General features: G+C 59.8%; 23 protein-coding genes and 1 tRNA gene. 15 read left to right on the forward strand and 9 right to left on the reverse strand.

All coding sequences use genetic code 11. The features are described 5' to 3' along the window. Positions 1–20: 20 nt before the first annotated feature. The 5 genes from Q0899_RS03000 to Q0899_RS03020 all read right to left on the reverse strand — a co-directional run bounded on the left by Q0899_RS03000 (position 21) and on the right by Q0899_RS03020 (position 5,457). The gene (locus Q0899_RS03000; protein WP_298291843.1) at positions 21–491 is read right to left on the reverse strand and encodes a DNA starvation/stationary phase protection protein; all 471 of its coding nucleotides are present in this window, start codon (positions 489–491) and stop codon (positions 21–23) included. Between the two features lie 160 nt (positions 492–651). Then, the gene (locus Q0899_RS03005; RefSeq protein WP_299191055.1) at positions 652–2,883 is read right to left on the reverse strand and encodes a heavy metal translocating P-type ATPase; all 2,232 of its coding nucleotides are present in this window, start codon (positions 2,881–2,883) and stop codon (positions 652–654) included. A 67-nt stretch (positions 2,884–2,950) separates the two neighbouring features. Next, entirely contained in the window at positions 2,951–4,453 is a 1,503-nt protein-coding gene (locus Q0899_RS03010) for a DUF2125 domain-containing protein (protein WP_299191056.1), read from the reverse strand. Positions 4,454–4,565: 112 nt separating this feature from the next. Then, complete coding sequence (locus Q0899_RS03015) at positions 4,566–4,799, reverse strand: hypothetical protein (RefSeq protein WP_298291840.1); 234 nt, start codon at positions 4,797–4,799, stop codon at positions 4,566–4,568. Position 4,800: 1 nt separating this feature from the next. Then, positions 4,801–5,457, reverse strand: a complete 657-nt coding sequence (locus Q0899_RS03020; RefSeq protein ID WP_298291839.1) for an alpha/beta hydrolase — start codon at positions 5,455–5,457, stop codon at positions 4,801–4,803. 174 nt (positions 5,458–5,631) lie between these two features. On the opposite strand from Q0899_RS03020, the gene Q0899_RS03025 reads away from it, so the two are divergent. The 11 genes from Q0899_RS03025 to ltnD all read left to right on the forward strand — a co-directional run bounded on the left by Q0899_RS03025 (position 5,632) and on the right by ltnD (position 14,456). Continuing rightward, complete coding sequence (locus Q0899_RS03025; RefSeq protein WP_298291838.1) at positions 5,632–6,090, forward strand: Rrf2 family transcriptional regulator; 459 nt, start codon at positions 5,632–5,634, stop codon at positions 6,088–6,090. Then, positions 6,090–7,133 (forward strand): aminotransferase class V-fold PLP-dependent enzyme, encoded by a 1,044-nt coding sequence (locus tag Q0899_RS03030; protein WP_298291837.1) that lies wholly within the window; start codon positions 6,090–6,092, stop codon positions 7,131–7,133. The genes Q0899_RS03025 and Q0899_RS03030 overlap by 1 nt, the downstream gene beginning before the upstream one ends. A 12-nt stretch (positions 7,134–7,145) precedes the next feature. Further along, the gene (gene sufB / locus Q0899_RS03035; RefSeq protein WP_298291836.1) at positions 7,146–8,663 is read left to right on the forward strand and encodes a Fe-S cluster assembly protein SufB; all 1,518 of its coding nucleotides are present in this window, start codon (positions 7,146–7,148) and stop codon (positions 8,661–8,663) included. Then, complete coding sequence (locus Q0899_RS03040) at positions 8,660–8,977, forward strand: YbjQ family protein (RefSeq protein ID WP_298291833.1); 318 nt, start codon at positions 8,660–8,662, stop codon at positions 8,975–8,977. The genes sufB and Q0899_RS03040 overlap by 4 nt, the downstream gene beginning before the upstream one ends. A gap of 66 nt (positions 8,978–9,043) precedes the next feature. Next, the gene (sufC, locus tag Q0899_RS03045; protein ID WP_298291831.1) at positions 9,044–9,799 is read left to right on the forward strand and encodes a Fe-S cluster assembly ATPase SufC; all 756 of its coding nucleotides are present in this window, start codon (positions 9,044–9,046) and stop codon (positions 9,797–9,799) included. Continuing rightward, a complete protein-coding gene (gene sufD / locus Q0899_RS03050) occupies positions 9,799–11,076 on the forward strand; it encodes a Fe-S cluster assembly protein SufD (protein WP_299191057.1) in 1,278 nt (425 codons plus the stop codon). The genes sufC and sufD overlap by 1 nt, the downstream gene beginning before the upstream one ends. A gap of 3 nt (positions 11,077–11,079) precedes the next feature. Beyond that, a complete protein-coding gene (locus Q0899_RS03055; protein ID WP_298358062.1) occupies positions 11,080–11,589 on the forward strand; it encodes a hypothetical protein in 510 nt (169 codons plus the stop codon). Continuing rightward, positions 11,586–12,182, forward strand: a complete 597-nt coding sequence (locus Q0899_RS03060) for a Yip1 family protein (RefSeq protein WP_298291825.1) — start codon at positions 11,586–11,588, stop codon at positions 12,180–12,182. The genes Q0899_RS03055 and Q0899_RS03060 overlap by 4 nt, the downstream gene beginning before the upstream one ends. Continuing rightward, a complete protein-coding gene (locus Q0899_RS03065; RefSeq protein WP_299191058.1) occupies positions 12,175–13,401 on the forward strand; it encodes a cysteine desulfurase in 1,227 nt (408 codons plus the stop codon). The genes Q0899_RS03060 and Q0899_RS03065 overlap by 8 nt, the downstream gene beginning before the upstream one ends. A 57-nt stretch (positions 13,402–13,458) precedes the next feature. Continuing rightward, positions 13,459–13,535, forward strand: a tRNA-Arg gene (locus Q0899_RS03070). 24 nt (positions 13,536–13,559) lie between these two features. Continuing rightward, the gene (ltnD, locus tag Q0899_RS03075) at positions 13,560–14,456 is read left to right on the forward strand and encodes an L-threonate dehydrogenase (protein WP_299191059.1); all 897 of its coding nucleotides are present in this window, start codon (positions 13,560–13,562) and stop codon (positions 14,454–14,456) included. Here ltnD and Q0899_RS03080 read toward each other — a convergent pair. Further along, a complete protein-coding gene (locus tag Q0899_RS03080) occupies positions 14,453–15,619 on the reverse strand; it encodes an acetate/propionate family kinase (RefSeq protein ID WP_299191060.1) in 1,167 nt (388 codons plus the stop codon). The two genes, ltnD and Q0899_RS03080, sit on opposite strands and share 4 nt — an antisense overlap. Positions 15,620–15,742: 123 nt before the next feature. Next, a complete protein-coding gene (locus Q0899_RS03085) occupies positions 15,743–16,312 on the reverse strand; it encodes a DUF882 domain-containing protein (RefSeq protein ID WP_298291817.1) in 570 nt (189 codons plus the stop codon). Between the two features lie 301 nt (positions 16,313–16,613). Between Q0899_RS03085 and Q0899_RS03090 the strand changes: the two genes are divergently transcribed. From Q0899_RS03090 to Q0899_RS03105, 4 genes are all read left to right on the forward strand, one after another. Continuing rightward, a complete protein-coding gene (locus Q0899_RS03090; protein WP_299191061.1) occupies positions 16,614–18,224 on the forward strand; it encodes a L,D-transpeptidase family protein in 1,611 nt (536 codons plus the stop codon). Positions 18,225–18,274: 50 nt separating this feature from the next. Then, positions 18,275–19,336, forward strand: coding sequence for a UDP-3-O-(3-hydroxymyristoyl)glucosamine N-acyltransferase (gene lpxD, locus Q0899_RS03095; protein WP_298291813.1), 1,062 nt, complete (start codon positions 18,275–18,277; stop codon positions 19,334–19,336). A gap of 69 nt (positions 19,337–19,405) precedes the next feature. Then, positions 19,406–19,672 carry an acyl carrier protein gene (locus Q0899_RS03100; RefSeq protein WP_298291811.1) on the forward strand — a complete coding sequence of 89 codons (267 nt, stop codon included), beginning with the start codon at positions 19,406–19,408 and terminating at the stop codon, positions 19,670–19,672. 3 nt (positions 19,673–19,675) lie between these two features. Then, positions 19,676–20,884 (forward strand): beta-ketoacyl synthase, encoded by a 1,209-nt coding sequence (locus Q0899_RS03105; RefSeq protein ID WP_299191062.1) that lies wholly within the window; start codon positions 19,676–19,678, stop codon positions 20,882–20,884. A 9-nt stretch (positions 20,885–20,893) separates the two neighbouring features. Here the strand turns inward: Q0899_RS03105 and Q0899_RS03110 are convergent, their stop codons facing one another. Both Q0899_RS03110 and Q0899_RS03115 read right to left on the reverse strand, forming a co-directional pair. Next, positions 20,894–21,619: a hypothetical protein gene (locus tag Q0899_RS03110; RefSeq protein ID WP_299191063.1), complete on the reverse strand. Its 726-nt coding sequence runs from the start codon at positions 21,617–21,619 to the stop codon at positions 20,894–20,896. Beyond that, a complete protein-coding gene (locus Q0899_RS03115) occupies positions 21,616–22,119 on the reverse strand; it encodes an RNA polymerase sigma factor (RefSeq protein WP_298291805.1) in 504 nt (167 codons plus the stop codon). Before Q0899_RS03115 ends, Q0899_RS03110 begins: the two co-directional genes overlap by 4 nt. Between the last annotated feature and the right edge of the window lie 109 nt (positions 22,120–22,228).

Here is a 22,228-nt window from a genome sequence, read left to right on the forward strand (position 1 = left end):
ACCCCCTCTCGGTCCACGGATCAACGCAGATGCGCGCGCAGCATCCAGGCGAATTTTTCGTGGGTTTGACCGCGTGCGATACAAAGATCCTCGGTCAATGTGTCGCCGTGTTCAGCGGCGACCTCGCCGCAGCCTGCAATGGTTGCGGCCAGCGTCTCCTGGGCTGCAAGCATCTTTTCGATCATGTCCCTGTCGCTGGCGGTTCCCTCATGCTCGGCAATTTTTGAGCGCTTCAACATGCCGCGAAAGGTGCCCTCCGCATGACCGTCAAGCGCCTTGATCCGTTCCGCAAGGTCGTCCTGGCCCGCGAAGTGATCTTCATAGATTTGCTGGAACAGGACGTGCAGCGGAGCAAAGGCCATGCCTGTCACATTCCAGTGGAAATTCTGCGCCAGCATCGTTGTCACGGTCGTTTCGGCCAATGACTGGTTCAGCTGTTCAATGATAGCCGCCGAGGCGTTTTTTGGCAGGTTGAGGGCTGTCTGTGTCATGCGAGGTTCCTCCAAACGTTGAATTCGAGGGCCTGGCCAATGGCACAAACCCTATGGTCCTACCTCAAAACATAAGCAGGCAGCAGAGAATGCCAACCTCAATTTAGAATAATTCTAAATTGAGGTTGTGCTGCGCATCTTGGCCAAGCAATAGGCCTGACTAAAGCCGACGCAGCCGCAGCGCGTTGGTCAGGACAAAAACGCTCGACAGCGCCATTGCGCCCGCGGCAAGCATTGGCGACAGCAAGGTGCCGGTCACAGGATAAAGCACGCCGGCGGCCACCGGGATCAGCGCGACGTTGTAGGCGAAGGCCCAAAACAGGTTCTGCCGAATATTGCGCATGGTGGCGCGGCTGACCCGCAATGCGGTCTCAACGCCGGACAGCGCGCCCGACATCAAAACGACATCCGCCGTCTCAATTGCCACATCCGTGCCGGTACCGACCGCAACGCCAATATCAGCCGAGGCGAGGGCAGGGGCGTCGTTGATGCCGTCGCCCACAAAGACCAATTTCCCGTATCCCTCGCATAGGTCTGCAAGCACCGCCGCTTTTTCATTGGGCAGGCACCCGGCTATGACGGTATCAATGGAAAGCTCCGCGCCGATCGCATCTGCTGTTTGCTGGGTGTCGCCGGTAATCATAGCGGTGCGAATTCCGGCTTTGCGAAGGGCTGTCACGGCCGCTACCGCATCCGGTTTCAGCGCGTCAGAGACGCCGAGCAACGCGGCGAATGCCTTGTCCACGGCGACAAAAACCGGCGTCGCACCGGTGCCGCTAAGCGCCGCAGCCTGCTCTTGAGAGGTGGTGATGTCGACGCCGAGCTGGTCCATCAAAGCGGCGTTGCCGACGGCAATCTGACTGCCCTGAACCACGCCCGTGACACCCATCCCGGTGACCGACCGGAAGTTGGTTACTGCAAGCTCTGGACCGGTATAGCTGGCTGCTGCCTCAGCAACCGCGTGGGCCAGCGGGTGTTCCGAGTGGGCCTCAATGGCAGCAGCGGCTTGCAGGACATCGCGTTGATCATGACCGTCCGCCACGTGGATGGACGTGACGGAAGGTCTGCCCCCGGTAAGCGTGCCGGTCTTGTCGAAGGCAATGACGCTGGCCTCGGACATGGTTTGCAAAACGTCGCCCCTGCGAAACATGACGCCCAATTCAGCCGCTCGACCAGTTGCCACCATGATGGAGGTTGGCGTCGCAAGCCCCATTGCGCAGGGGCAGGCTATGATGAGGACGGACACGCCTGCAACCAGCGCCAGATCCAACGAGGGGCCCAGCGCCAGCCAGGCTGCCACCGTCAGCATCGCGATCAGCAATACCGCGGGGACAAACCATGCAACGATCTTGTCGACCGTGGCTTGAATGGGCAGCTTAGCGGCCTGGGCATCGCTTACCAGACGCAGGATGTTGGCCAGAACAGTCGCCTCGCCAACGGCGGTTGCGCGATATTCAAGGCTGCCTGTGCCGTTGACCGTACCACCGGTCACCGGGTCGCCGATTGTCTTGGCAATAGGGGTGGGCTCGCCCGTGATCATGCTTTCGTCGACCCAGCTGGTACCTGAGCGGACCACGCCATCAACGGCAAGCGCCTCCCCAGGGCGCAACCGGATGATGTCGCCGACCTGCAATGCCTCCCGCGGTCTTTCAAGCCATTCGGTGCCCTGCTGGACCATCGCGGTGCGCGGCTGCAGGGCGATCAGGGCGCGGATGGCCGCGCCGGTGCGCGTTTTTGCGCGTGCTTCGAACCATCTGCCAAGCAAGATCAATGTAACAATCACCCCGGCGGCCTCAAAATAGACCGCGCCGGTCCCTTCGGGCAAAAGCGCCGGGGCAAACAGCGCAACGCAGGAATAGATCCATGCCGCCCCCGTTCCCAATGCAACGAGGGAGTTCATATCCGGCCTTGCCCGAAACAAAGCGGGCCAGCCCTTCGCAATGAACCGGCGTCCCGGCCAGACGAGAACAAGGGTGATCAACACGAACTGCAGCAGCCAGCTATTGGTCCGGCCAATGCTTGCGTCAACCATCGCGCCGACGCCGGGCACGAAATGACTGCCCATTTCCAACAGAAAAACCGGCAGGGTCAGCGCTGCGGCGATCACCGTCTCGCGTCGAAGCGCTTGGGTGTCTTGCTGGCGGCGTGCGTCGGTGTCTGATTGGTCGACTGTCGTTGCGGGCGACGCGGGGTACCCCGCCGCGGTGACCAATTCGGCCAGTGTCGAGGCGGTATGTCGCGCGCCTTCCCAGGAAATGGTGGCGCGCTCGGTGGCGAGGTTGACCGATGCGCTGGAAATGCCCGGCGCCGCAGTCAGCGCGCGTTCCACGCGCGCAGCGCAGGCGGCGCAGGACATGCCACTTACGGCGAGTGTTGTGGTCTGTGAAGCCATGATCGGGTCACCTCAAAACCTGGGCGCCGGGCAATATAGCGCCCGGGGCCGGCTTGTGGTCAAGGCGTCATTGTATTCGCTGACCATTGGCCAAGACCGCGCCCGAGGCATCCACTTCAATCCTGGTGGTCAACGTGTCCGGGCTGGCACCTGGTTTCGTGAACATACCGGTCATCATCTTGATACCCATGGCCTGTTCCTGCGGGACGAGGTTCATTGCGGTAAGTTTGTCCAGCAGTGTGATCCCGCCGGACATCGCAAGATCGATTGCGCCCAACGGGCGGGGCATGCCGCCAAATGATTGCAGGTCGTTATTGTCGAAAGTGAACGCACCTGACCCGGTCAGCGACGCACCGGCCACCGTGACTTCAAGGTCGTTCAACGCCAGGCTTTCCAGTTTGCCAGGCATCTTGGTGGTTTCCATGGCAGCTTCGTCGAAGATGTTGACCAGCCAGTTCGCCTTGCCGCTTAGGTCAACCACCACGTTGGCCGCGTCGCGCGGCAGTTGCTGCCCAGGGTCGATCATGGCCCACAGGAAGTCGCTGACCGTGACGCCCTTCATCTTGATCGCCGCGGTGAAATCCTGTGCCTCGTCCGTCTTTCCGATAGGCATCAGAAAGTCCAAGCTCGATGTGTCGAAATGCACGTCGACAGGAGGGAAGGGAAGGCCGGTCACCGCGCCGGATATGTCGACCGAGTTGCTCTGGGTGGAATAGCGGATACGCTCGCCGTCCATACCCAAGCCAAAGCTGCCGTTCCCGATAGTGCCTTTGATTTCCGTCGCCTGACCTTCAGCGGTGATCTGGGCATCATATGTTGTCATGCCGAACGACATGTCGGCATCGACCGCGAAGCCGGTGGTAAACAGCTCCTCGGGCTTCAGGTCAGCCATCCCTTCGGGCACCTTGCTGTCCGACGTGACCTTGATGTCGTTGATGGCGCCGTTGAAAGCGCCTTTGTCCGGGCTTGTGGGGTCCGCAAACAGCCCCTTAAACGCGATTTGGCTGATGGTGTAGTCGGCCTTCTGCCGCCGCGTGGCGGTGCCCTCGCTCAGCCACGATCCGGCGGTATCGGTCAAATCCAGTGTGAAGTTGGCGGTGATCGGTTGCCCCTCCACAATGAAATTCGCCAGGCTGTATGTCATGGACGGGGCCGAAAAGTCATGGGTGATGGCACCGGGGTCGCCGCTGGCGAGAATGGTCATGCCTTGCTGCGCGAAGGTGACGGAGATGGTGGCAGGGGCAGAACCTGCCTCCATAACGGTCATGTCTGCGGTCATGCTGCCAGGAAAATCGATCGCAACCGTGCCGTCACCAAGTTCACGAAACACGATTGAGCCCGACAGGGCGGTTGAGGTGTTGATGTCCTCAACATTGGTGGCCATCACAATGTCCGAAACAGAGAGACTGCCACCAGAATTGGTCTCACTTGCCGTTACATTACCGTAGACCGACATCTGCGCTTTCAGCGCGTCCCAAACGTCGGCAGACGTGACGTCAGCAGAGGCTTGTAACGTGGTCATCCCAAACAAAATTGCGGTCACAGAGGTGCAAGATAAAATACGGCCCATGGGTGGTCCCTTCCTGAATACAAAATGCAGTACGCTCACGCCTGGCGGGCGGCTGTCAGCTCAAGACGTCCCGCCAAGGCATTGGGCGGCGGGGTCTCACAATCCAACGCGTTTAGTCGGGTGTCTCACCAGACTTAAGGGCTGCCGCGGTGTCTGCCAAGAAGGTGCGCGCACGTTCTTCCGCCCGCCGAACCCGAACAGAGGTCAAATAGGCCTCTTGGGTCGTCTGCGAGGACGCCCCAAGAATTTCCGAGACCTTGTTGACGATTTTCTCGTCGCCCGTCGCTTTTTCGAGCTTCAGGGCCTCAATCGCCAGCTCATCCGCGATGTCGTCGGTGATGCCCATATTAGCGTGTATTCTCGGTCAGGCGGCGTTTCACGTATGTCTCCGCCGATCCGGTCAGCGTCTCCATGTGGTCATCTTCGAAGAAGTGACCCGCGCCTTCGACCTGCTGGTGGGTGATGGTGATGCCCTTTTGCTCATGCAATTTGCCAACAAGCGTTTCCGTGTCAGCAGGCGGCGCGACGCGGTCGCCGGTGCCGTTGATGATCAAACCGGAGGACGGGCAGGGCGCGAGGAACGAAAAGTCGTACATGTTCGCAGGCGGGGAAACAGAGATGAAGCCGGTGATCTCAGGGCGGCGCATCAGAAGCTGCATGCCGATCCACGCCCCGAATGAGAAGCCCGCAACCCAGCAATGTTTGGCATTCTGGTTCATCGACTGCAAATAATCGAGCGCAGACGCCGCATCGGACAATTCGCCAATGCCTTGGTCATACTCACCTTGGCTACGCCCCACGCCGCGGAAGTTGAACCGCAACACGTTGAAGCCCATGTTGTGGAACGTGTAATGCAGGTTGTAGACCACGCGGTTGTTCATTGTGCCGCCGAATTGCGGGTGCGGGTGCAGGATGATCGCGATGGGCGCGTCCTTCATGCCTTTGTGGGGGTGGTAACGGCCTTCCAGACGCCCTTCGGGTCCAGGGAAAATGACTTCGGGCATACGGGCTCTCTTGTCCTTCGTGCGGTCTGGTGGTCGTGCAATCTTGACGACTTCACTCAGGTAATTTAGAAACGTTCTAAGTTGGAGCGACGCCGCCGCCAACGGTCCATCTGACGTAAGCCCCGGCTGGGCCATCGTCAATGGGAATCGGCGCGCAGCTGGCAGGAGAGGGTCATGAAACTAAGCACAAAAGGGCGCTACGCGATGGTGGCACTGGCCGACCTCGCATTGGCCTCTAATTCAGAGCTGGTCTCGTTGGGCGAGATTTCAAAGCGCCAGGACGTGTCGCTGCCCTATCTGGAACAGCTCTTTGTCAAGTTGCGTCGCGCGGGCATTGTTGAATCGGTGCGCGGTCCGGGCGGGGGCTACAAACTGGCCAAATCGCCTGACGCAATCCGCGTTTCTGAAATTCTCGAAGCGGTCGACGAGACCGTGAACGCGTTGCACACCGGGGCGGGCGCGTCCGGCGCATCCTCTGGATCGCGCGCGCAGTCCATGACCAACCGGTTGTGGGAAAGCCTGTCGGCGCATGTCTACGTCTTCTTGCACCAAACGCGGTTGTCGGATGTGATCGGCAACGAGCTGACGCCATGCCCCGCAGTGCCCAACCTGTTTGAGGTGGTAGACGACTAATGGCCCGCGTGTATCTTGATCATAACGCGACCATGCCGCTGCGCCGGGAGGCGCGCGAGGCCATGGTTGCGGCTATGGAGATTGCGGGCAACCCGTCCTCGGTACACGCAGAGGGGCGGGCGGCGAAAGGATTGATCGAACGCGCGCGGGCACAAATTTCTGACGCTTTCGGCGCCTCGGGCGCTGACATCGTGTTTACCTCGTCGGCGACCGAAGCTGCGGCCTTGGCCTGTGGTGCAGGGACGTATTCAAGCGGCGCGGTTGAACATGACGCAGTCGGGGCGTGGACATCCGGCACGTTGCCGGTGGATGCGATTGGTCAGGTTGACGCGTCGGAGCCAGAGGTTACCGCGTTGCAGCTGGCAAACAGCGAAACCGGCGTTCTGCAAGAACTACCGAAAGGGTTGGCGGTCAGCGACATGACGCAAGCCTTTGGCAAGCTGCCCACGTCATTTGCCTGGTCCGGCGCACAGATGGCCCTGATCTCGGCGCACAAGCTGGGCGGCCCGAAAGGCACGGGCGCGCTTGTGCTGCGCCAAGGCCTCGACGTAGAGGCGCGCATCAAGGGCGGCGGACAAGAGATGGGACGCAGGTCTGGCACCGAAAACGTCGTCGGAATCGCCGGTTTTGGCGCGGCGGCAGAGGCGGCCGCGCGTGATTTGGCAAATGGGGTCTGGGATCGGGTTGCAGAACTTAGAAAGATTCTAGAAAAGGCTATTGAGGCGGAAGCCCCGCAAACTATCTTCGTAGGACAGGGCGCGGCTCGGCTGCCCAACACGTCGTGTTTCGCCACGCCGGGTTGGAAGGGCGAGACGCAGGTGATGGCGATGGATTTGGCTGGGTTTGCGATCAGCGCGGGGTCGGCATGTTCCAGCGGCAAGGTGAAGTCCAGCCGCGTGCTGCAGGCGATGGGCTATGACGATGTGACGGCGGCCAGTGCTGTCAGGGTCTCCTTGGGCCCAGAGACGACCGAGGAAGAGATTTTGCGCTTCGCAGACGCGTGGTGCGCCGCACAAAAGAAATACCTGGCCAAAGCGGCCTAGAAGGAGAACCCGATGTCACTCGACACAGATGTCAAAGACGGCGTTGATCAGGACACCGTAGATGCGGTCCGCGAAGTTGGCGGGGCCTACAAATACGGCTGGGAAACCGAGATCGAGATGGACTACGCGCCCATCGGCGTGAACGAAGACATCGTGAGGCTGATCTCGGAAAAGAACGCCGAGCCGGAGTGGATGACCGAGTGGCGCCTGCAAGCGTTTGAACGCTGGAAGCAGATGAAAGAGCCTGAGTGGGCGATGGTCGACTACCCCAAGATCGACTATCAGGACATCTATTATTATGCCTCGCCAAAGAGCATGGCGGAGAAGCCGAAGTCGCTGGACGACGTCGACCCCAAGCTGTTGGAAACCTACAAGAAGCTGGGCATCCCGCTGAAAGAGCAGATGATCCTTGCCGGCGTCGAAGGCGCTGAAGACATGCCTGCTGAGGGCCGCAAGGTTGCCGTGGATGCGGTGTTTGACTCGGTCTCGGTCGGCACAACCTTCCAAGCGGAATTGAAGAAAGCCGGCGTCATCTTCTGCTCGATCTCTGAAGCCATCCAGGACCACCCTGAGCTGGTGAAAAAGTACCTGGGCACGGTCGTGCCGCAGTCGGACAACTTCTTTGCGACGCTGAATTCGGCTGTGTTCTCGGACGGGTCGTTTGTTTACGTGCCGCCGAACACCAAATGCCCGATGGAGCTGTCCACTTATTTCCGCATCAACGCGGAAAATACCGGCCAGTTCGAGCGCACGCTGATCATTGCCGATAAGGGCTCTTACGTGTCCTACCTTGAGGGCTGCACCGCGCCGATGCGCGACACCAATCAGTTGCACGCCGCCGTGGTGGAGCTGGTTTTGGAGGAAGACGCAGAGATCAAGTATTCCACCGTCCAGAACTGGTACCCGGGCGACGAAGACGGCAAGGGCGGGATCTACAACTTTGTCACCAAACGCGCCGATTGCCGTGGAGCGCGGTCCAAAGTGATGTGGACGCAGGTTGAAACCGGCTCCGCTGTCACATGGAAATACCCAAGCTGCATTCTGCGCGGCGACGACAGCCAGGGCGAGTTCTATTCGATCGCGATTGCCAACAACATGCAGCAGGCCGATACCGGCACGAAGATGGTGCATTTGGGCAAGAACACCAAGTCGCGGATCGTGTCCAAAGGCATCTCGGCGGGCAAGGCGCAGAACACCTATCGTGGGCTGGTGTCGATGCACCCACGTGCCAAGGACTCGCGCAACTACACGCAATGCGACTCGCTGTTAATTGGCGACAAATGCGGGGCACACACGGTGCCTTACATCGAGGTGAAAAATAACTCATCCCGCGTTGAGCACGAGGCCACGACGTCCAAAGTGGATGACGACCAACTTTTCTATTGCCGTCAACGCGGCATGGACGAGGAAGAGGCCGTGGCCTTGGTCGTCAACGGGTTCTGCAAGGAAGTGCTGCAGGCATTGCCGATGGAATTTGCCATGGAAGCGCAGGCTTTGGTTGCGATTTCGCTTGAAGGGTCTGTTGGATGATAATCAGCACCACACATTCAATCGAGAACAGGCCGATAACGACTTATCATGGCCTGGTTTTTTCCGAAGTCGTGATGGGTTCAAACTTCATGCGCGACATCATTGTTCGCTTCACGGACTTTTTTGGGGGACGCTCTGGACAGATTGAGTGGAAGCTAAATCAAGCCAGGGAGATTGCTTTGAAAGATATTCGGGAGAAAGCCCAGAAGGCAGGAGGCAACGCCATTGTTGGAGTTCAGGTCCTGTCAGGTGGTGGCCGAATGATTTCGGTCTCTATTCAAGGTACGGCGGTGACAGTGGATGCAGCTAAATAGATGACTCTATGCCTGCTGCCGTAGAAGAGGCACGCAGCGAGCTTAGGATACAATAAGGAAAAGATAATGTTGGAAATCAAAAACCTGCAAGTCGGCCTTGAAGAAGAGGAAAAGCAAATCCTCAAAGGTGTGGACCTGAAAATTGGCGCGGGCGAAGTGCACGCGATCATGGGGCCGAACGGCTCGGGGAAGTCGACTTTGTCCTACGTGCTGTCCGGCAAGGACGGGTACGAGGTCACTGGCGGGTCGGCTGCATTGAATGGCGAAGAATTGCTGGAGATGGAGCCCGAAGAACGCGCCGCCGCAGGCCTGTTTCTGGCCTTCCAATACCCCGTTGAAATCCCGGGTGTGGGCAATATGACCTTCTTGCGCACCGCCGTGAACGCCCAGCGCAAAGCGCGCGGCGAGGAGGAACTGTCTGCGGGCGAGTTCCTGAAAGTGATCCGCGCCAAGGCGAAAGATCTTGAGATCGACGCGGACATGCTGAAGCGCCCGGTCAATGTGGGCTTCTCCGGCGGTGAAAAGAAGCGCAACGAAATCCTGCAAATGGCCATGTTGGAGCCCAAGATGTGCATCTTGGATGAGACGGATTCCGGCCTCGATGTAGATGCAATGAAGTTGGTGTCGCACGGTGTCAACGCGCTGCGCGACGAAGGCCGCTCCTTCCTCGTGATCACCCACTACCAGCGCCTGTTGGACCACATCAAACCGGACGTGGTGCATATCATGGCCGATGGCAAGATCATCAAATCCGGCGGGCCAGAGCTTGCGCTGGAAGTTGAAAACAACGGCTATGCCGACTTGCTGGCTGAGGTGGCCTGATGGGTATGGCAGAAGTTCAGTCCGGCTCCGGCGTGTTGGACGACTTGAAAGTAAGCGATACAGGCTGGGCCAAAGACGCACGGCAATCCGCACTTGCCCGCCTGCGCGGCATGGGCCTGCCCAGCAAGCACGACGAGTATTGGAAATACACCGATCCTGCGACGCTGGTCAGCGCCGAGCCGACCCCCGCTGCGCTGTTTGAGTCTGGTGAAGCGCAACTCTTTGACGATGTGGACCGGCTGAAGCTGGTCTTCGTGGACGGCGTGTTTGACGCCGATGCGTCTGATGATCTGAGCCTGGAAAACGTCGAAATCTCGCGCCTGGCGGACACGGCGTCTGCCGACATTCATTGGGCCAAAGGCCTATATGGCGCACTTGAACTGAACGGCCAAAGTCCTGTTCAACGCCCGCTGGCGGCGCTGAACACAGCCATGGCCACGGATGGCGTGCTGGTGCGCGTGACGGGCAAGGTCAGCAAACCCATCAGTCTCATCTATCGGCACGCATCCGAAACATCCGACGCGATCCTGCACCATGTGATCAAGGTGGAGCAGGGCGGCGATGTCACCATCACCGAGAACGGACCAGCTGCGGCGCGGTTCAACAAGGTGATGGAGGTCGACATTGCTGATGGCGCTGCTTTCCACCATGTCCGCGCCCAAGGGCGGGACCATGAACGTCGTGCCGCCACGCATATCTTTGCGCGGCTAGGAACCGAGAGCACATTCAAGTCCTTCACGCTGACCGCCAACGGTGTCCTGACCCGCAATGAATGCGTGATCGAGCTGACGGGCGATGACGCAAAAGCATCTGTTGCAGGCGCGGCAGTTGGCGACGGGGTGTTCCACCACGACGACACGGTTTTCATTACGCATGACGCGCTGAACTGCGAAAGCCGTCAGGTCTTCAAGAAGGTCCTGCGCAACGGCGCGGTCGGGGTCTTCCAAGGCAAGATCCTCGTCAAAGAAGGCGCGCAGAAAACCGACGGCTATCAGATCAGCCAATCGCTGCTTCTGGATGAGGATAGCCAGTTCCTCGCAAAGCCCGAGCTGGAGATCTATGCCGACGATGTGGCCTGCAGCCACGGCTCGACGTCGGGCGCGATTGATGAAGATGCGTTGTTCTACCTGCAGTCACGAGGGGTTCCTTTGAAGAACGCGCAGGATTTGTTGGTTTTGGCCTTCCTTGCCGAAGCGTTGGAAGAGATTGAGGACGAACAGCTTGCCGATGCGCTTCATCATCGTCTTGAGGACTGGCTGTCACGGCGCGGCGGCTAATCCATGTCGACCGTCTCGGCCATATTGCGCAGCTATCGCGCGCCACGAGAGGTGATGCGTGCCCATCGGGCAGGCGGCGCGGATGAGGCTTTGGGCCTGATGTGGCTGTTCATCGCCTGCATTCTGTTCTTCGTGGCACGCTTGCCAGAATTGTCCCGACAATCGCATTTCGCCTCGCTGGAAGGTCGCGAAGAACCCGTCGCCAGCCTGGCATTGCCGATGTTCTACGGAACCGTCTTGCTTGCGCCATTGATGTTCCTGCTGCTGGCAGCCTTGTCGCATCTGGTGGTGAAAGCGTTAGGCGCAAAAGGCGTGTGGCTGGACGCGCGGCTCGCCTTGTTCTGGGCGCTGCTTTGTACGGCGCCGGTGGTGTTGTTCCAAGGGCTGATCGCCGGCTTTGTGGGCCCCGGTCCCGGCATGAATTTGGCGTCGGTGATGGTCTTTTTGGCGTTCTTGTTTCTCTGGATCAACAACCTGATTGCGTTGGAATGGCGTAAGGAGGCATTGGCATGATCGCACAGCTTCTGAAGATGGTGCAATTTTCGCTCAAGTCCCCGAAGGAGGGGGCCGAAATGGTGTTGGCCGCCCAACCCACGCGCGAGATTTTGTGGACCATCCTTGTTGTCGTCGTCGCGGTCACCGTGCTGTTGGCGCAGGCGATGAATTTTATCGTGCCACCCCCGCCAGAAGCGCAAGAGCTGATGCCGTTCAGTTCGTCGCCTCTGATGTTCGCGCTGGTGATGTGGGGGTTGCTGGTGCTGATGGTGTTCTGCACGCATTACATCGGCCAGATGTTCGGCGGGGAGGGGGCGTTTAACGACAGCCTTGTTATTGTGATTTGGCTGCAAACCATCCTGATCGTCATTCAGGTGGTGCAGATCGTTATCGCGCTGTTGTCGCCTGGGTTGGCGGCCTTGCTGGGCTTTGGTTTTGCGCTGTTCTCGATCTGGATTTTCGTCAATTTCGTGGCCGTTGCCCATGGCTTCAAGAACCTCGGCCTTGTGTTGTTCGGCATCATTATGTCGATGATCGGGGTCGTGCTCGGACTTAGTTTGATCTTCGTTTTCATTGCAATTCTATTCGGGGTGGACCTGCCCAATGGCTAGCTACGACATTGATGCGATCCGGGCGGATTTCCCGATCCTAAGCCGCGAGGTGAATGGCAAGCCGCTGGTCTATCTCGACAACGGGGCGTCGGCCCAAAAGCCGCAGGTGGTGATCGACGCCATCAATAAGGCCTACAGCCATGAATACGCCAACGTGCATCGGGGGCTGCACTACCTGTCCAACGTTGCGACCGAGAAATACGAGGCAGTGCGCAGCATCATCGCGCGGTTCCTAAATGCAAGCTCCGAGGATGAGATCGTTTTGAACACCGGCACCACGGAAGGGATAAACACTGTGGCGTATGGCTGGGCCATGCCCCGCATGCAGAAGGGCGATCAGATCATTCTGTCGGTGATGGAACATCACGCCAATATCGTGCCGTGGCACTTCCTGCGCGAACGGTTGGGGGTGGAACTGGTCTGGGTGGACGTGGACACGAATGGAGACCTCGACCCAGAAAAGGTGTTGGGCGCGATCACCAACAAGACCAAGCTGATTGCCGTGACCCAACTGTCAAACGTGTTGGGCAGTGTTGTCGACGTGAAATCTATCTGCCAAGGGGCGCACGACAAAGGCGTGCCCGTGCTGGTCGATGGCTCGCAAGCCGCCGTGCATATGCCGGTGGATGTGCAAGATATCGGCTGCGATTTCTACGCGGTCACGGGCCACAAGCTTTACGGCCCGTCCGGCTCTGGCGCGATCTATATGCGCAAGGATCGTATGGCCGAGATGCGGCCCTTCATGGGCGGCGGCGACATGATCCGCGAGGTTCACAAGGATGCGGTCACTTACAATGACCCGCCCATGATGTTCGAGGCCGGCACGCCGGGCATCGTGCAAACGATCGGGTTTGGCGTCGCGCTTGATTATATGATGGGCGTCGGCATGGACCGCATCGCCGCGCATGAGCGGCAGTTGCGTGATTACGCGCGCACGCGGTTGGACGGGCTGAACTGGCTCAATGTGCAGGGGCAATCGGCAGGCAAGGGCGCGATCTTCTCTTTCACGTTGGAGGGTGCTGCGCATGCGCATGACATCTCTACCGTGTTGGACAAGAAGGGCGTCGCCGTGCGCGCCGGACACCACTGCGCGCAGCCTTTGATGGAGCATCTGGGCGTCACCGCAACCTGTCGGGCGTCATTCGCGATGTACAACACTGAGGCTGAGGTGGATGCCTTGGTCGATGCGCTGGAACTCTGCCACGAGCTGTTTGCATAGCGCGGCGAGTTCAATACCGATTGCGGTGCTGCAACGGGCTGGCTATAGAGACGACAGGCACCCGTAGCTCAGCTGGATAGAGCGCTGCCCTCCGAAGGCAGAGGTCACAGGTTCGAATCCTGTCGGGTGCGCCATTTCATTTGCTTGCGGGGGAATTCATGACACAAAACGTTGCTGTCTTTGGGCTTGGCTCAATGGGTTTTGGGAGCGCCATGTCGCTGGTGCGGGCGGGCCATCAGACCTACGGGTTCGACGTCAATGCCGATGCGGTGAGCCGGTTCACGGATGCGGGCGGCAAGGCGGCTTCTGTGGGGGACATCGCGGCTGACTTGGACGCAGCCGTGCTTGTCGTGTTGAATGCGGCCCAAACCGAAGAGGTTCTGTTCGGGGCCAACGGCGTCGTTGATGGGCTGAAGGCTGGGGCCGTTGTCATGGCCTGCGCCACCGTGCCACCAGACTTTGCACGCGACATGGAAGCGCGCTGCGCCGAACGCGGGGTGCATTACCTTGATGCGCCAATCTCCGGCGGGTCGGTTAAGGCCGGGCAGGGGCAGCTTTCGGTGATGGCGTCAGGAACGCCGCAGGCCTTTGCGGCGGCCAAGCAAGTATTGGACGCGACATCCGAGACAGTGTTCGAGCTTGGTGACACGGCGGGGGCCGGATCGGCCATGAAGGCAGTGAATCAGTTGCTGGCGGGCGTGCATATCGCGACAATGGCCGAGGCCCTGACCTTTGGCATGACCCAAGGGGTCAGCCCGGACAAATTTGTCGAGGTGATCTCCAAATGTGCGGGTACCAGCTGGATGCTGGAAAATCGCGCGCCGCATATCGTGGCGGGAGATTACACGCCGCACAGCTCGGTCGATATCTGGCCCAAAGACCTTGGCATCGTGCTGGACATCGCCAAATCGGCCAGGTTTTCAGCGCCCATCACCGCCGCGGCCTTGCAACAGTTTCTCGCGGCGTCGGGGTCCGGCCTAGGGCGCGAAGACGATGCCGCAGTCGCGAAGGTCTACGCCCGCAACGCAGGTCTAACCTTGCCCAGGGAGGACTAGGTCAGCGCGACCGTATGTTGAGCAATGACTGCGTCTTCATTCGTAGGGATCACCAGCACGTCGCATCTGGCGTCATCGGCATTAATCCGGGTGTCTCCGGCGCCGTTGCGTGAGGCATCCAACGTGATGCCCAGCCATCCCAAGCGGTCGCAAATGCCAGCCCGGGTCTGGGCTGAGTTTTCGCCAATACCGGCGGTAAAGATCAAAACATCCAGCCCGCCAATCGCCGGGATCAGTGCTGCGATTTCAGCCGCCGCGCGGTAGCAGAACAAATCCATCGCCAGCTTGGCGCGCGGATCATCGCTTGCCTGCAAGTCCTGCATGGCATTGCTGATGCCCGACACACCCAGCAGGCCCGATTGCTGATAGAGCAGCTTTTCGATCTCCGGCACGCTCATCCCGCGTTGCTGCACCAGATGCAGGATCACACCAGGGTCAATGCTGCCCGACCTGCGCCCCATTACCAGCCCGTCCAGTGCCGTGAAGCCCATCGTCGTGGCGCGGCTTTCGCCGTTTTCCATAGCGCACAGGCTCGCCCCATTGCCCAGATGCGCGACGATCACACGGCCGTTGGCCTTGTCGCCCAGATGCTCGGGTAAGGTCGAAGCGATGAATTCGTAGGACAGCCCGTGAAAGCCGTAACGCACCAGTCCCGTCTCCGTCAGCTCCTGCGGAATAGCGAACAGCTTGGCTAACGGGGTCTGCGTTGTGTGAAAGCTGGTGTCGAAACACGCGACTTGCGGTAGGTTCGGGAACTGGTTGGCAATCAGCCGGACGGAGGCCAGGTTATGCGGCTGGTGCAGCGGCGCCAATGGGGTGAGCGCGGCCAATTGCGCGACCACATCGGGTGTGATCTTGGCGGGGCCGGTGAAGTCCCGCCCGCCATGCACAACCCGGTGCCCAACCGCGACAACCTTATGGTGCCGCGCGTGCTCGGCGAGCCAGTCCAATAATATCCGCGCGGCGTCTTCATGGGTGCATCTTGGGTCAAGAACCGGCACGGGTGCGGGTGCGGGCTTTGGCACCGAGATCGAAAATTCCGGGGCGCGCTTGAGGCCTGTAATCTTGCCGCGCAGCACCGGTGTCAGCGGGGCTGCGACCGGGTGCAACGCAAATTTCAGGCTGGAGGAGCCTGCATTGATGGTGAGGATGACGTCGGGCATGGGGTCCGCTCCGGTTAATGTTCGTTGAGAAAGTGTTGCGCGGACATTCGGTGGCGGCAAGGTAAAAGAAAAGCCGCCTCATTGCTGGGGCGGCCATATGCTTTCGGTCAGAGCAGGTAGGCGCTACCGCCCCCAAGTGCGTACGACACCACAATCCATATGCACGAAGTTGGACCCTGAATAGCGGCCGACACCCCCCGCAGAGCAGGACGCAGCAGCACGCGCGATCTGACCGACGGAGCGGGACTTCAGACGAAGATCAGCAGCCTGACCTTTCATGTGCAGGGAATTCTTGGCCACACCGCGCGAGCGGGAGCGCAGCATCGCGTTGGTCTTGGGGGAGCGGTAGCCCGACAGCAGCATGTAAGGCTCGCTCACCTTCATCAGGTTGTGGGATGCGGACATTATGTCGATTGTGCGGGTGTCCATCTTGGTCGCGCTGTTCTGGCGCCAGTCGCGCATGAAGTAGTTCACTTCCTTCAACGCTTCCTTGATGTACTCGCCCTCGATCCAATAGATCATGTCGATGGTTTCGCCGGTACGGCCGGAATACATCTTGATGCGGCGGACGTCGCCGGCCCCTTTGAGAAATCCGAATGCGTTTGAATAGACTGGAGCCGCTGTCACAGCGGTCGCGGCGAATGCACCTAGCAATGCGCGACGCGTCACGTTAGCGGAATTGTTCTCACCCATGAGTTTGCCTGTCCCGTAGCCCTGACCACTTACGCGGTCGTATTTTTGATCCCCAGATGCGCATCCTTATGGCACAACTTGATTCGTGGACCAAGAACACTCTGCACCTGAGGCGTTAAAAAGGCACAAATGAGCAAAAATTTGCGCAATTTTCCCATTGCGAAAGATTGTTGCGGATGGTGTCCATGCGGCAACTGGGCGGAGAAAAGGCGGCGATCCCCCTGCATTGTGAATGGACTCTGCCGTCGGGCTACAAAATATTGAGCGCGAACATACGGGCACTTAGTTTCTTGGGGCGACCATGACTGTTAAATTTAATCGACGCACAACTGTAAAAATGATGGCTGCCGGTGCCGCGGCGCTGGTGTTGCCCGGCTTCGGGGTAGGGCGTGCGGATGCGGCTGTTACGGCTTTGAAACAATCCATTGCGGAGGCGGCCTCCAAGGATGCGTCAATTGCGGCCTTCTACCGCTCGCGGGCTTTCAAACCTATTTTCACCGGCAACGGGGATGGCCGACGCCGCGGGGCATTGCTGAAATCTCTGGCCCGCGCGGGCGACCATGGGTTGCCCGTCAGCCGGTATGACGCCGATGGCCTGAAGCAGATGTTTAAGGCCGCAAAGACACCCACGGACCGCGGCCAGGTCGAAGTTGAGGCGGCGCGCCGCTTTCTGGACTATGCAGATGCGATGCGCTCCGGGCTGCTGGACCCCCGCAAGATCGACAGGTCCATCGTGGTTGACGTGCCGCGCTATGATCGGACCGCCACGCTCACGGCCTTTGCGAAATCCAGCCCGCAAGGCTTCATGAAAAAGCTTAACCCGCGCAAGCCGGAATACGTGCGCCTGCAAAAGGAGAAGCTGCGTCTCGAAAAGTTGCTGGCCAAAGGCGGCTGGGGCGAAAAAGTTGGCGCAAAGGCGCTGAAGCCCGGCCAATCGGGCGCGGCGGTCGTGCAGCTGCGCAATCGTCTGATCCGCATGGGCTTCATGCGCAAATCGGCCAGCCAGAGTTACGACGCTAACATTCAGGCCGCGGTCCAAAAGTTTCAGATCAGCCACGGGCTGGCCCCCGACGGGGTAGCCGGGGCCGGGACAATATCCGAGATAAATAAGGACGTTCCGGACCGGTTGAGCCAGGTGCTCGTCGGGTTGGAACGCAACCGCTGGTTGCCAAACCCGCTCGAAAAGAAGCACGTTTGGGTCAATCTTCCAGACTTCCATGTAGATATCATGGAGAAGGGCAAATCGACATTCCGGTCGCGCGTGGTGATCGGCAAGCAGACAGAGGACCGCAAGACGCCGGAATTCTCGGATGTGATGGAATTCATGGTAATCAATCCAAGCTGGTATGTGCCGCGCTCGATTGTGACCAAGGAATATCTGCCGCTGCTCAAACGCAATCGCGGGGCGGCGGGCCAGCTGCAAATCATCGGGTCAAACGGCAAACCGGTGAACCGGGCCAACATCAATTTTGCACAGTATAACGAACGGAATTTCCCCTATTCGATGAAGCAGCCGCCCTCTAAGGGGAATGCTTTGGGGCTGGTGAAATTCATGTTCCCGAACAAGTACAATATCTACCTGCATGACACGCCGTCCAAGTCGCTGTTCGGCCGCGAAGTGCGGGCGTTCAGTCATGGCTGCGTGCGCGTGCACAAGCCGTTTGAATTCGCCTACGCCCTGCTGAAAGCGCAAGAAAGCGATCCCGAGGGGTATTTCCAAAGCATCCTGCGCACACGGGCGGAGCGCCGCGTCGAGCTGCGCCAACCCTTGCCGGTTCACTTGGCATACTTCACGGCATGGGTGGATGCCAAAGGCCGCGCGCATTACCGGCGTGATGTCTATGGTCGGGATGGGCGCATTTTTGCGGCCCTGACTAAGGCAGGGGTTACCTTGCGCAGCGTTAAAGCCTAAATCTTGATCAACGGGGCCGCCGGGCCCCGCCCAGGATTTGAGGCAGGCCCATGAGCTACACCATATCGCAAATCGCAACCGCGCTAGGCGCGCGGTTCGAAGGGGATGGCGCGCTGACTGTGTCATGCGCGTCAGAACCGCAATCGGCCTCACCTGATGCGCTTGCCTTGGCAATGGACGAAAAATACGCGCCTGGGTTGGCCTCTGGTGCGGCTCAGTCGGCCATCTTGTGGGATGGGGCGGACTGGCAGGCGCTCGGCTTGAAGGCCGCAATTTTTGTGCCGCGTCCGCGCTATGCGATGTCTGGCCTGACCACATTGATGGACCCGGGCCCCGAGATTGACGAGGGCGTGCATCCCTCGGCCATCGTCCATGAAAGCGCGGTGATTGGCGACGGGGCGGCGATTGGTCCCTTCGTGGTCATTGGCCGCGACGTGGTAATCGGCGCGCGGGCCCGCTTAGCGGCCCATGCCAGTATCGCCGAAGGATCAACGATTGGCGACAACGCGTTGATTTTGCAGGGGGTTCGAATTTGCCATCACGTTAGCATCGGTGACAATTTCATCGCCCAGCCAGGCTGCGTGATCGGGTCGGATGGGTTCTCATTCGTGACGCCCGAAAAGTCCGGCGTCGAAAACGTGCGCAAGAGCCTTGGCGACCAAGGCGATGCGGCGCGGCAAAGCTGGACGCGCATACATTCACTTGGCGCGGTAACCATCGGAAATAACGTTGAAATTGGCGCGAACGCTGCGATTGACAGAGGCACCATTCGCGACACGTCCATCGGGAACGGCACAAAGCTAGATAACCTCGTGCATGTTGGCCATAACGTGCAGATTGGGGAGGATTGCCTGATCTGCGGTCAGGTCGGCATTGCGGGCTCGGCGCGGATCGGCGACCGGGTGGTGATGGCCGGGCAATGCGGGGTGAATGACAATATATTCGTTGGGGATGACGTCATCGCTGGCGGGGCCACCAAGATTTTCACCAACGCGCCTGCCGGTCGGGTCTTGCTGGGCTATCCCGCTGTCAAAATGGAGACCCATATCGAGATGCAGAAGGCCACTCGGCGCTTGCCGCGGTTTATGAAGTCTTTCCAACAAAGCAAATAGGCCCTCGCAAATCGCGACAAACCGGCTTACATGCTGCTAAACCCCAGAATAGACGCAAGGACCGATCACATGTCTGCCAGCGTGAAAGACCAAGTCATCGAGATCGTGGCCGAGCAGGCCGTGCTCGATGTGTCCGACATTTCCATGGAGGCGTCGCTGGAAGATCTCGGCATCGATTCCCTTGGCCTGGTGGAGAGCATCTTCGCCATTGAGGAAGCCTTCGACATTTCAGTGCCGTTCAACGCCAACGACCCGTCAGATAGTGAGTTTGACGTCTCCAGCGTGGCCGCCGTGGTCGCGGCGGTCGAAAAACTGGTGGCGGAGCAGAAGTCCTAACTGATGCGCCGCGTCGTCATCACAGGGCAGGGCTCAATCAACGCGCTCGCCGCTTCCGCCGAGGGCACGTTCGAGGCCTTCCGCGAGGGGCGTTGCGGCATCGGCCCGCTTGAAATTCGCGACGTGGACCGTCTGGCCATACAAATCGGCGGACAGGTACATGGCTACGATCCGCACAAGGAATTCAACCGCCAGGAAATCGCGCTTTACGACCGGTTCACGCAATTCACCCTGCACGCCGCACGGGAGGCGATCGCCCAATCCGGCCTGACCTTCCAGGGCGAGCTGGCCGCGCAATCCGGGGTGATCCTCGGCACATCCGGCGGCGGGTTGAACACGCAGGACGAAAACTATCGCGCGGTCTATGAGGACGGCAAAAACCGGGTGCACCCTTTTGTGGTCCCCAAGCTGATGAACAACGCCGCCGCCAGCCATGTGTCGATGCAATACAACCTCAAAGGCCCCAGCTTCACGGTTGCCACGGCCTGCGCGTCGTCCAACCACGCGATGGGGCAGGCGTTCAACTTCATCCGCTCTGGAATGGCGAAGGTCATGGTCACCGGCGGCTCTGAATCCATGCTGTGCTTTGGCGGCGTCAAAGCGTGGGAAGGCCTGCGGGTCATGTCCAAGGACGCGTGCCGCCCATTCAGCGCAAACCGCAACGGCATGGTGCAGGGTGAAGGTGCCGCGGTCTTCATCATGGAAGATTTCGAACACGCCAAAGCGCGCGGCGCGGAGATATTGGCCGAAGTCATCGGGTTTGCGATGACATCAGACGCATCCGACATCGTAATGCCGTCCCGCCAAGGGGCGGCGCGCGCCATTTCGGGGGCTATGAAGGACGCCAAAGTAAATCCGTCGGATGTGGGCTACATCAACGCGCATGGCACGGGCACGGCGGCCAATGACAAGACGGAATGCGCGGCGGTGTCCGATGCGTTTGGGGCGCATGCCGACAACCTTATGATCTCGTCTACCAAGTCCATGCACGGCCATGTCATTGGCGGCACCGGCGCGATTGAATTGCTGGCCTGCATCATGGCGCTGAAGGACGGGGTTATCGCGCCAACGGTGGGCTATGAAGAACCGGACCCCGAATGCGCGCTGGACGTGGTACCGAACGAGGCGCGTGATGCCGCGGTCGATGTTGTGCTGTCCAATGCATTTGCATTTGGTGGGCTGAACGCGGTCCTCGCGCTGCGCAAAGCCTGAGGCGCCGGCCTACAGCGTCTGCGCGAAGAAGGCGGCGTTCTCAGCAACCAGCGCCGCGTCGTCGCCGCCAATCAGCAGATAGGCATGATTGCCATCCGACCAGCTGGCGGCCTGCATCCCCTCCAACTGCGTTGTCGTCACGGGTTTCGCCTCCCCGCTGGTTTTGATGATACACAGCGCCACGGGGTCACCGGCTGAAGATAGGTAGGCCAGCTGAACCAGCGCCTTGCCCTTGAAGCCCAGCACCTGACCGCGTTTGAAGGTCAGGTTCGGCGCAGTGTCCACGCCTTCCAAGTCGCGCCCCAGAACGCCCGCAAGCTGCGCCAATTCGGTGCCCTGCGCGCCGCCGGCATCAGCCAGCGTGGCGTTGACATAAAGCGCTTGGTATGCGGCGACATAGGCCATCCAGCCGGGTTCCGGCGCAGGTTTTGATGCGTAAAGGTAACCGGCGGTTACGCCGACAATCAGGCTGGCCGCAACCGTGGCACCGATGCCCCAGGGGCGGTTGGTGTTGGCCGCAGCCCTCGCAGGGACCAGGTCGCGCGGTGCTGAGGGCAATAGCCCGTCTAAGGCCCCCTTCAGGGACCCGACATCAATGCTGAGCGCCTCAAGGCGCTGCGCAATGCTCGCATCCATGGCAAGCGCAGCCTCGATCCGCGAGGACAGGGCGTCGTCGGCCTCACCGTCAAGATAGGCGGTCAGGTCCTCGTCGCTGATATCGGCGTAGTCGCTCATATTGCTTTCGTTTCCTGCGGGGCCAGCTTGGCCGCTAATTTGCTGCGCGCGGCTGCCAGACGGCTCATAACCGTTCCGATGGGAATGCTCAAAACCTCGGCGGCCTCTTTGTAGCTGAACCCTTCGATATAGACGAGCATCACCGCCTCCCGCTGCGCTTGGGGAAGTGCTGCTACTTGAGATAACACCTCACCCACGAAAATATTCGATTCCGGAGACATTTTTTCGCCCGTCACGCTTTCGGGCAGGTCGGTGTCATGCACCGAAACCAGCCCGCCACCACGGCGTACGGTTTGGGCGCGCAGGTCATTGAGCCACATGCGCTGGGCAATGCGGAAGACCCACCTGTCCAGATGGGTGCCCGGCTCAAACTTGTCGGCTTTCTCGATGGCGCGTAGGCAGGCGGCCTGAGCCAAATCTTCTGCCGTGTCGCGATTGCCAGACAGCACAAGGCAATACCGCCACAGACGGGGCGAAATGTCTCCCAACCCGTCACGCACGACATCCGCGTTAGATTTTTTGCCAAACAGCCGAATAGACCTGGACCTTGTCTTGTTCCCTGATGCCCACGCCGCGCGTGGCCATAACAACGTAATCTAGTGTTTGCAG

The sequence above is a fragment of the uncultured Litoreibacter sp. genome (genome assembly GCF_947501785.1).
GTDB lineage: Bacteria > Pseudomonadota > Alphaproteobacteria > Rhodobacterales > Rhodobacteraceae > Litoreibacter.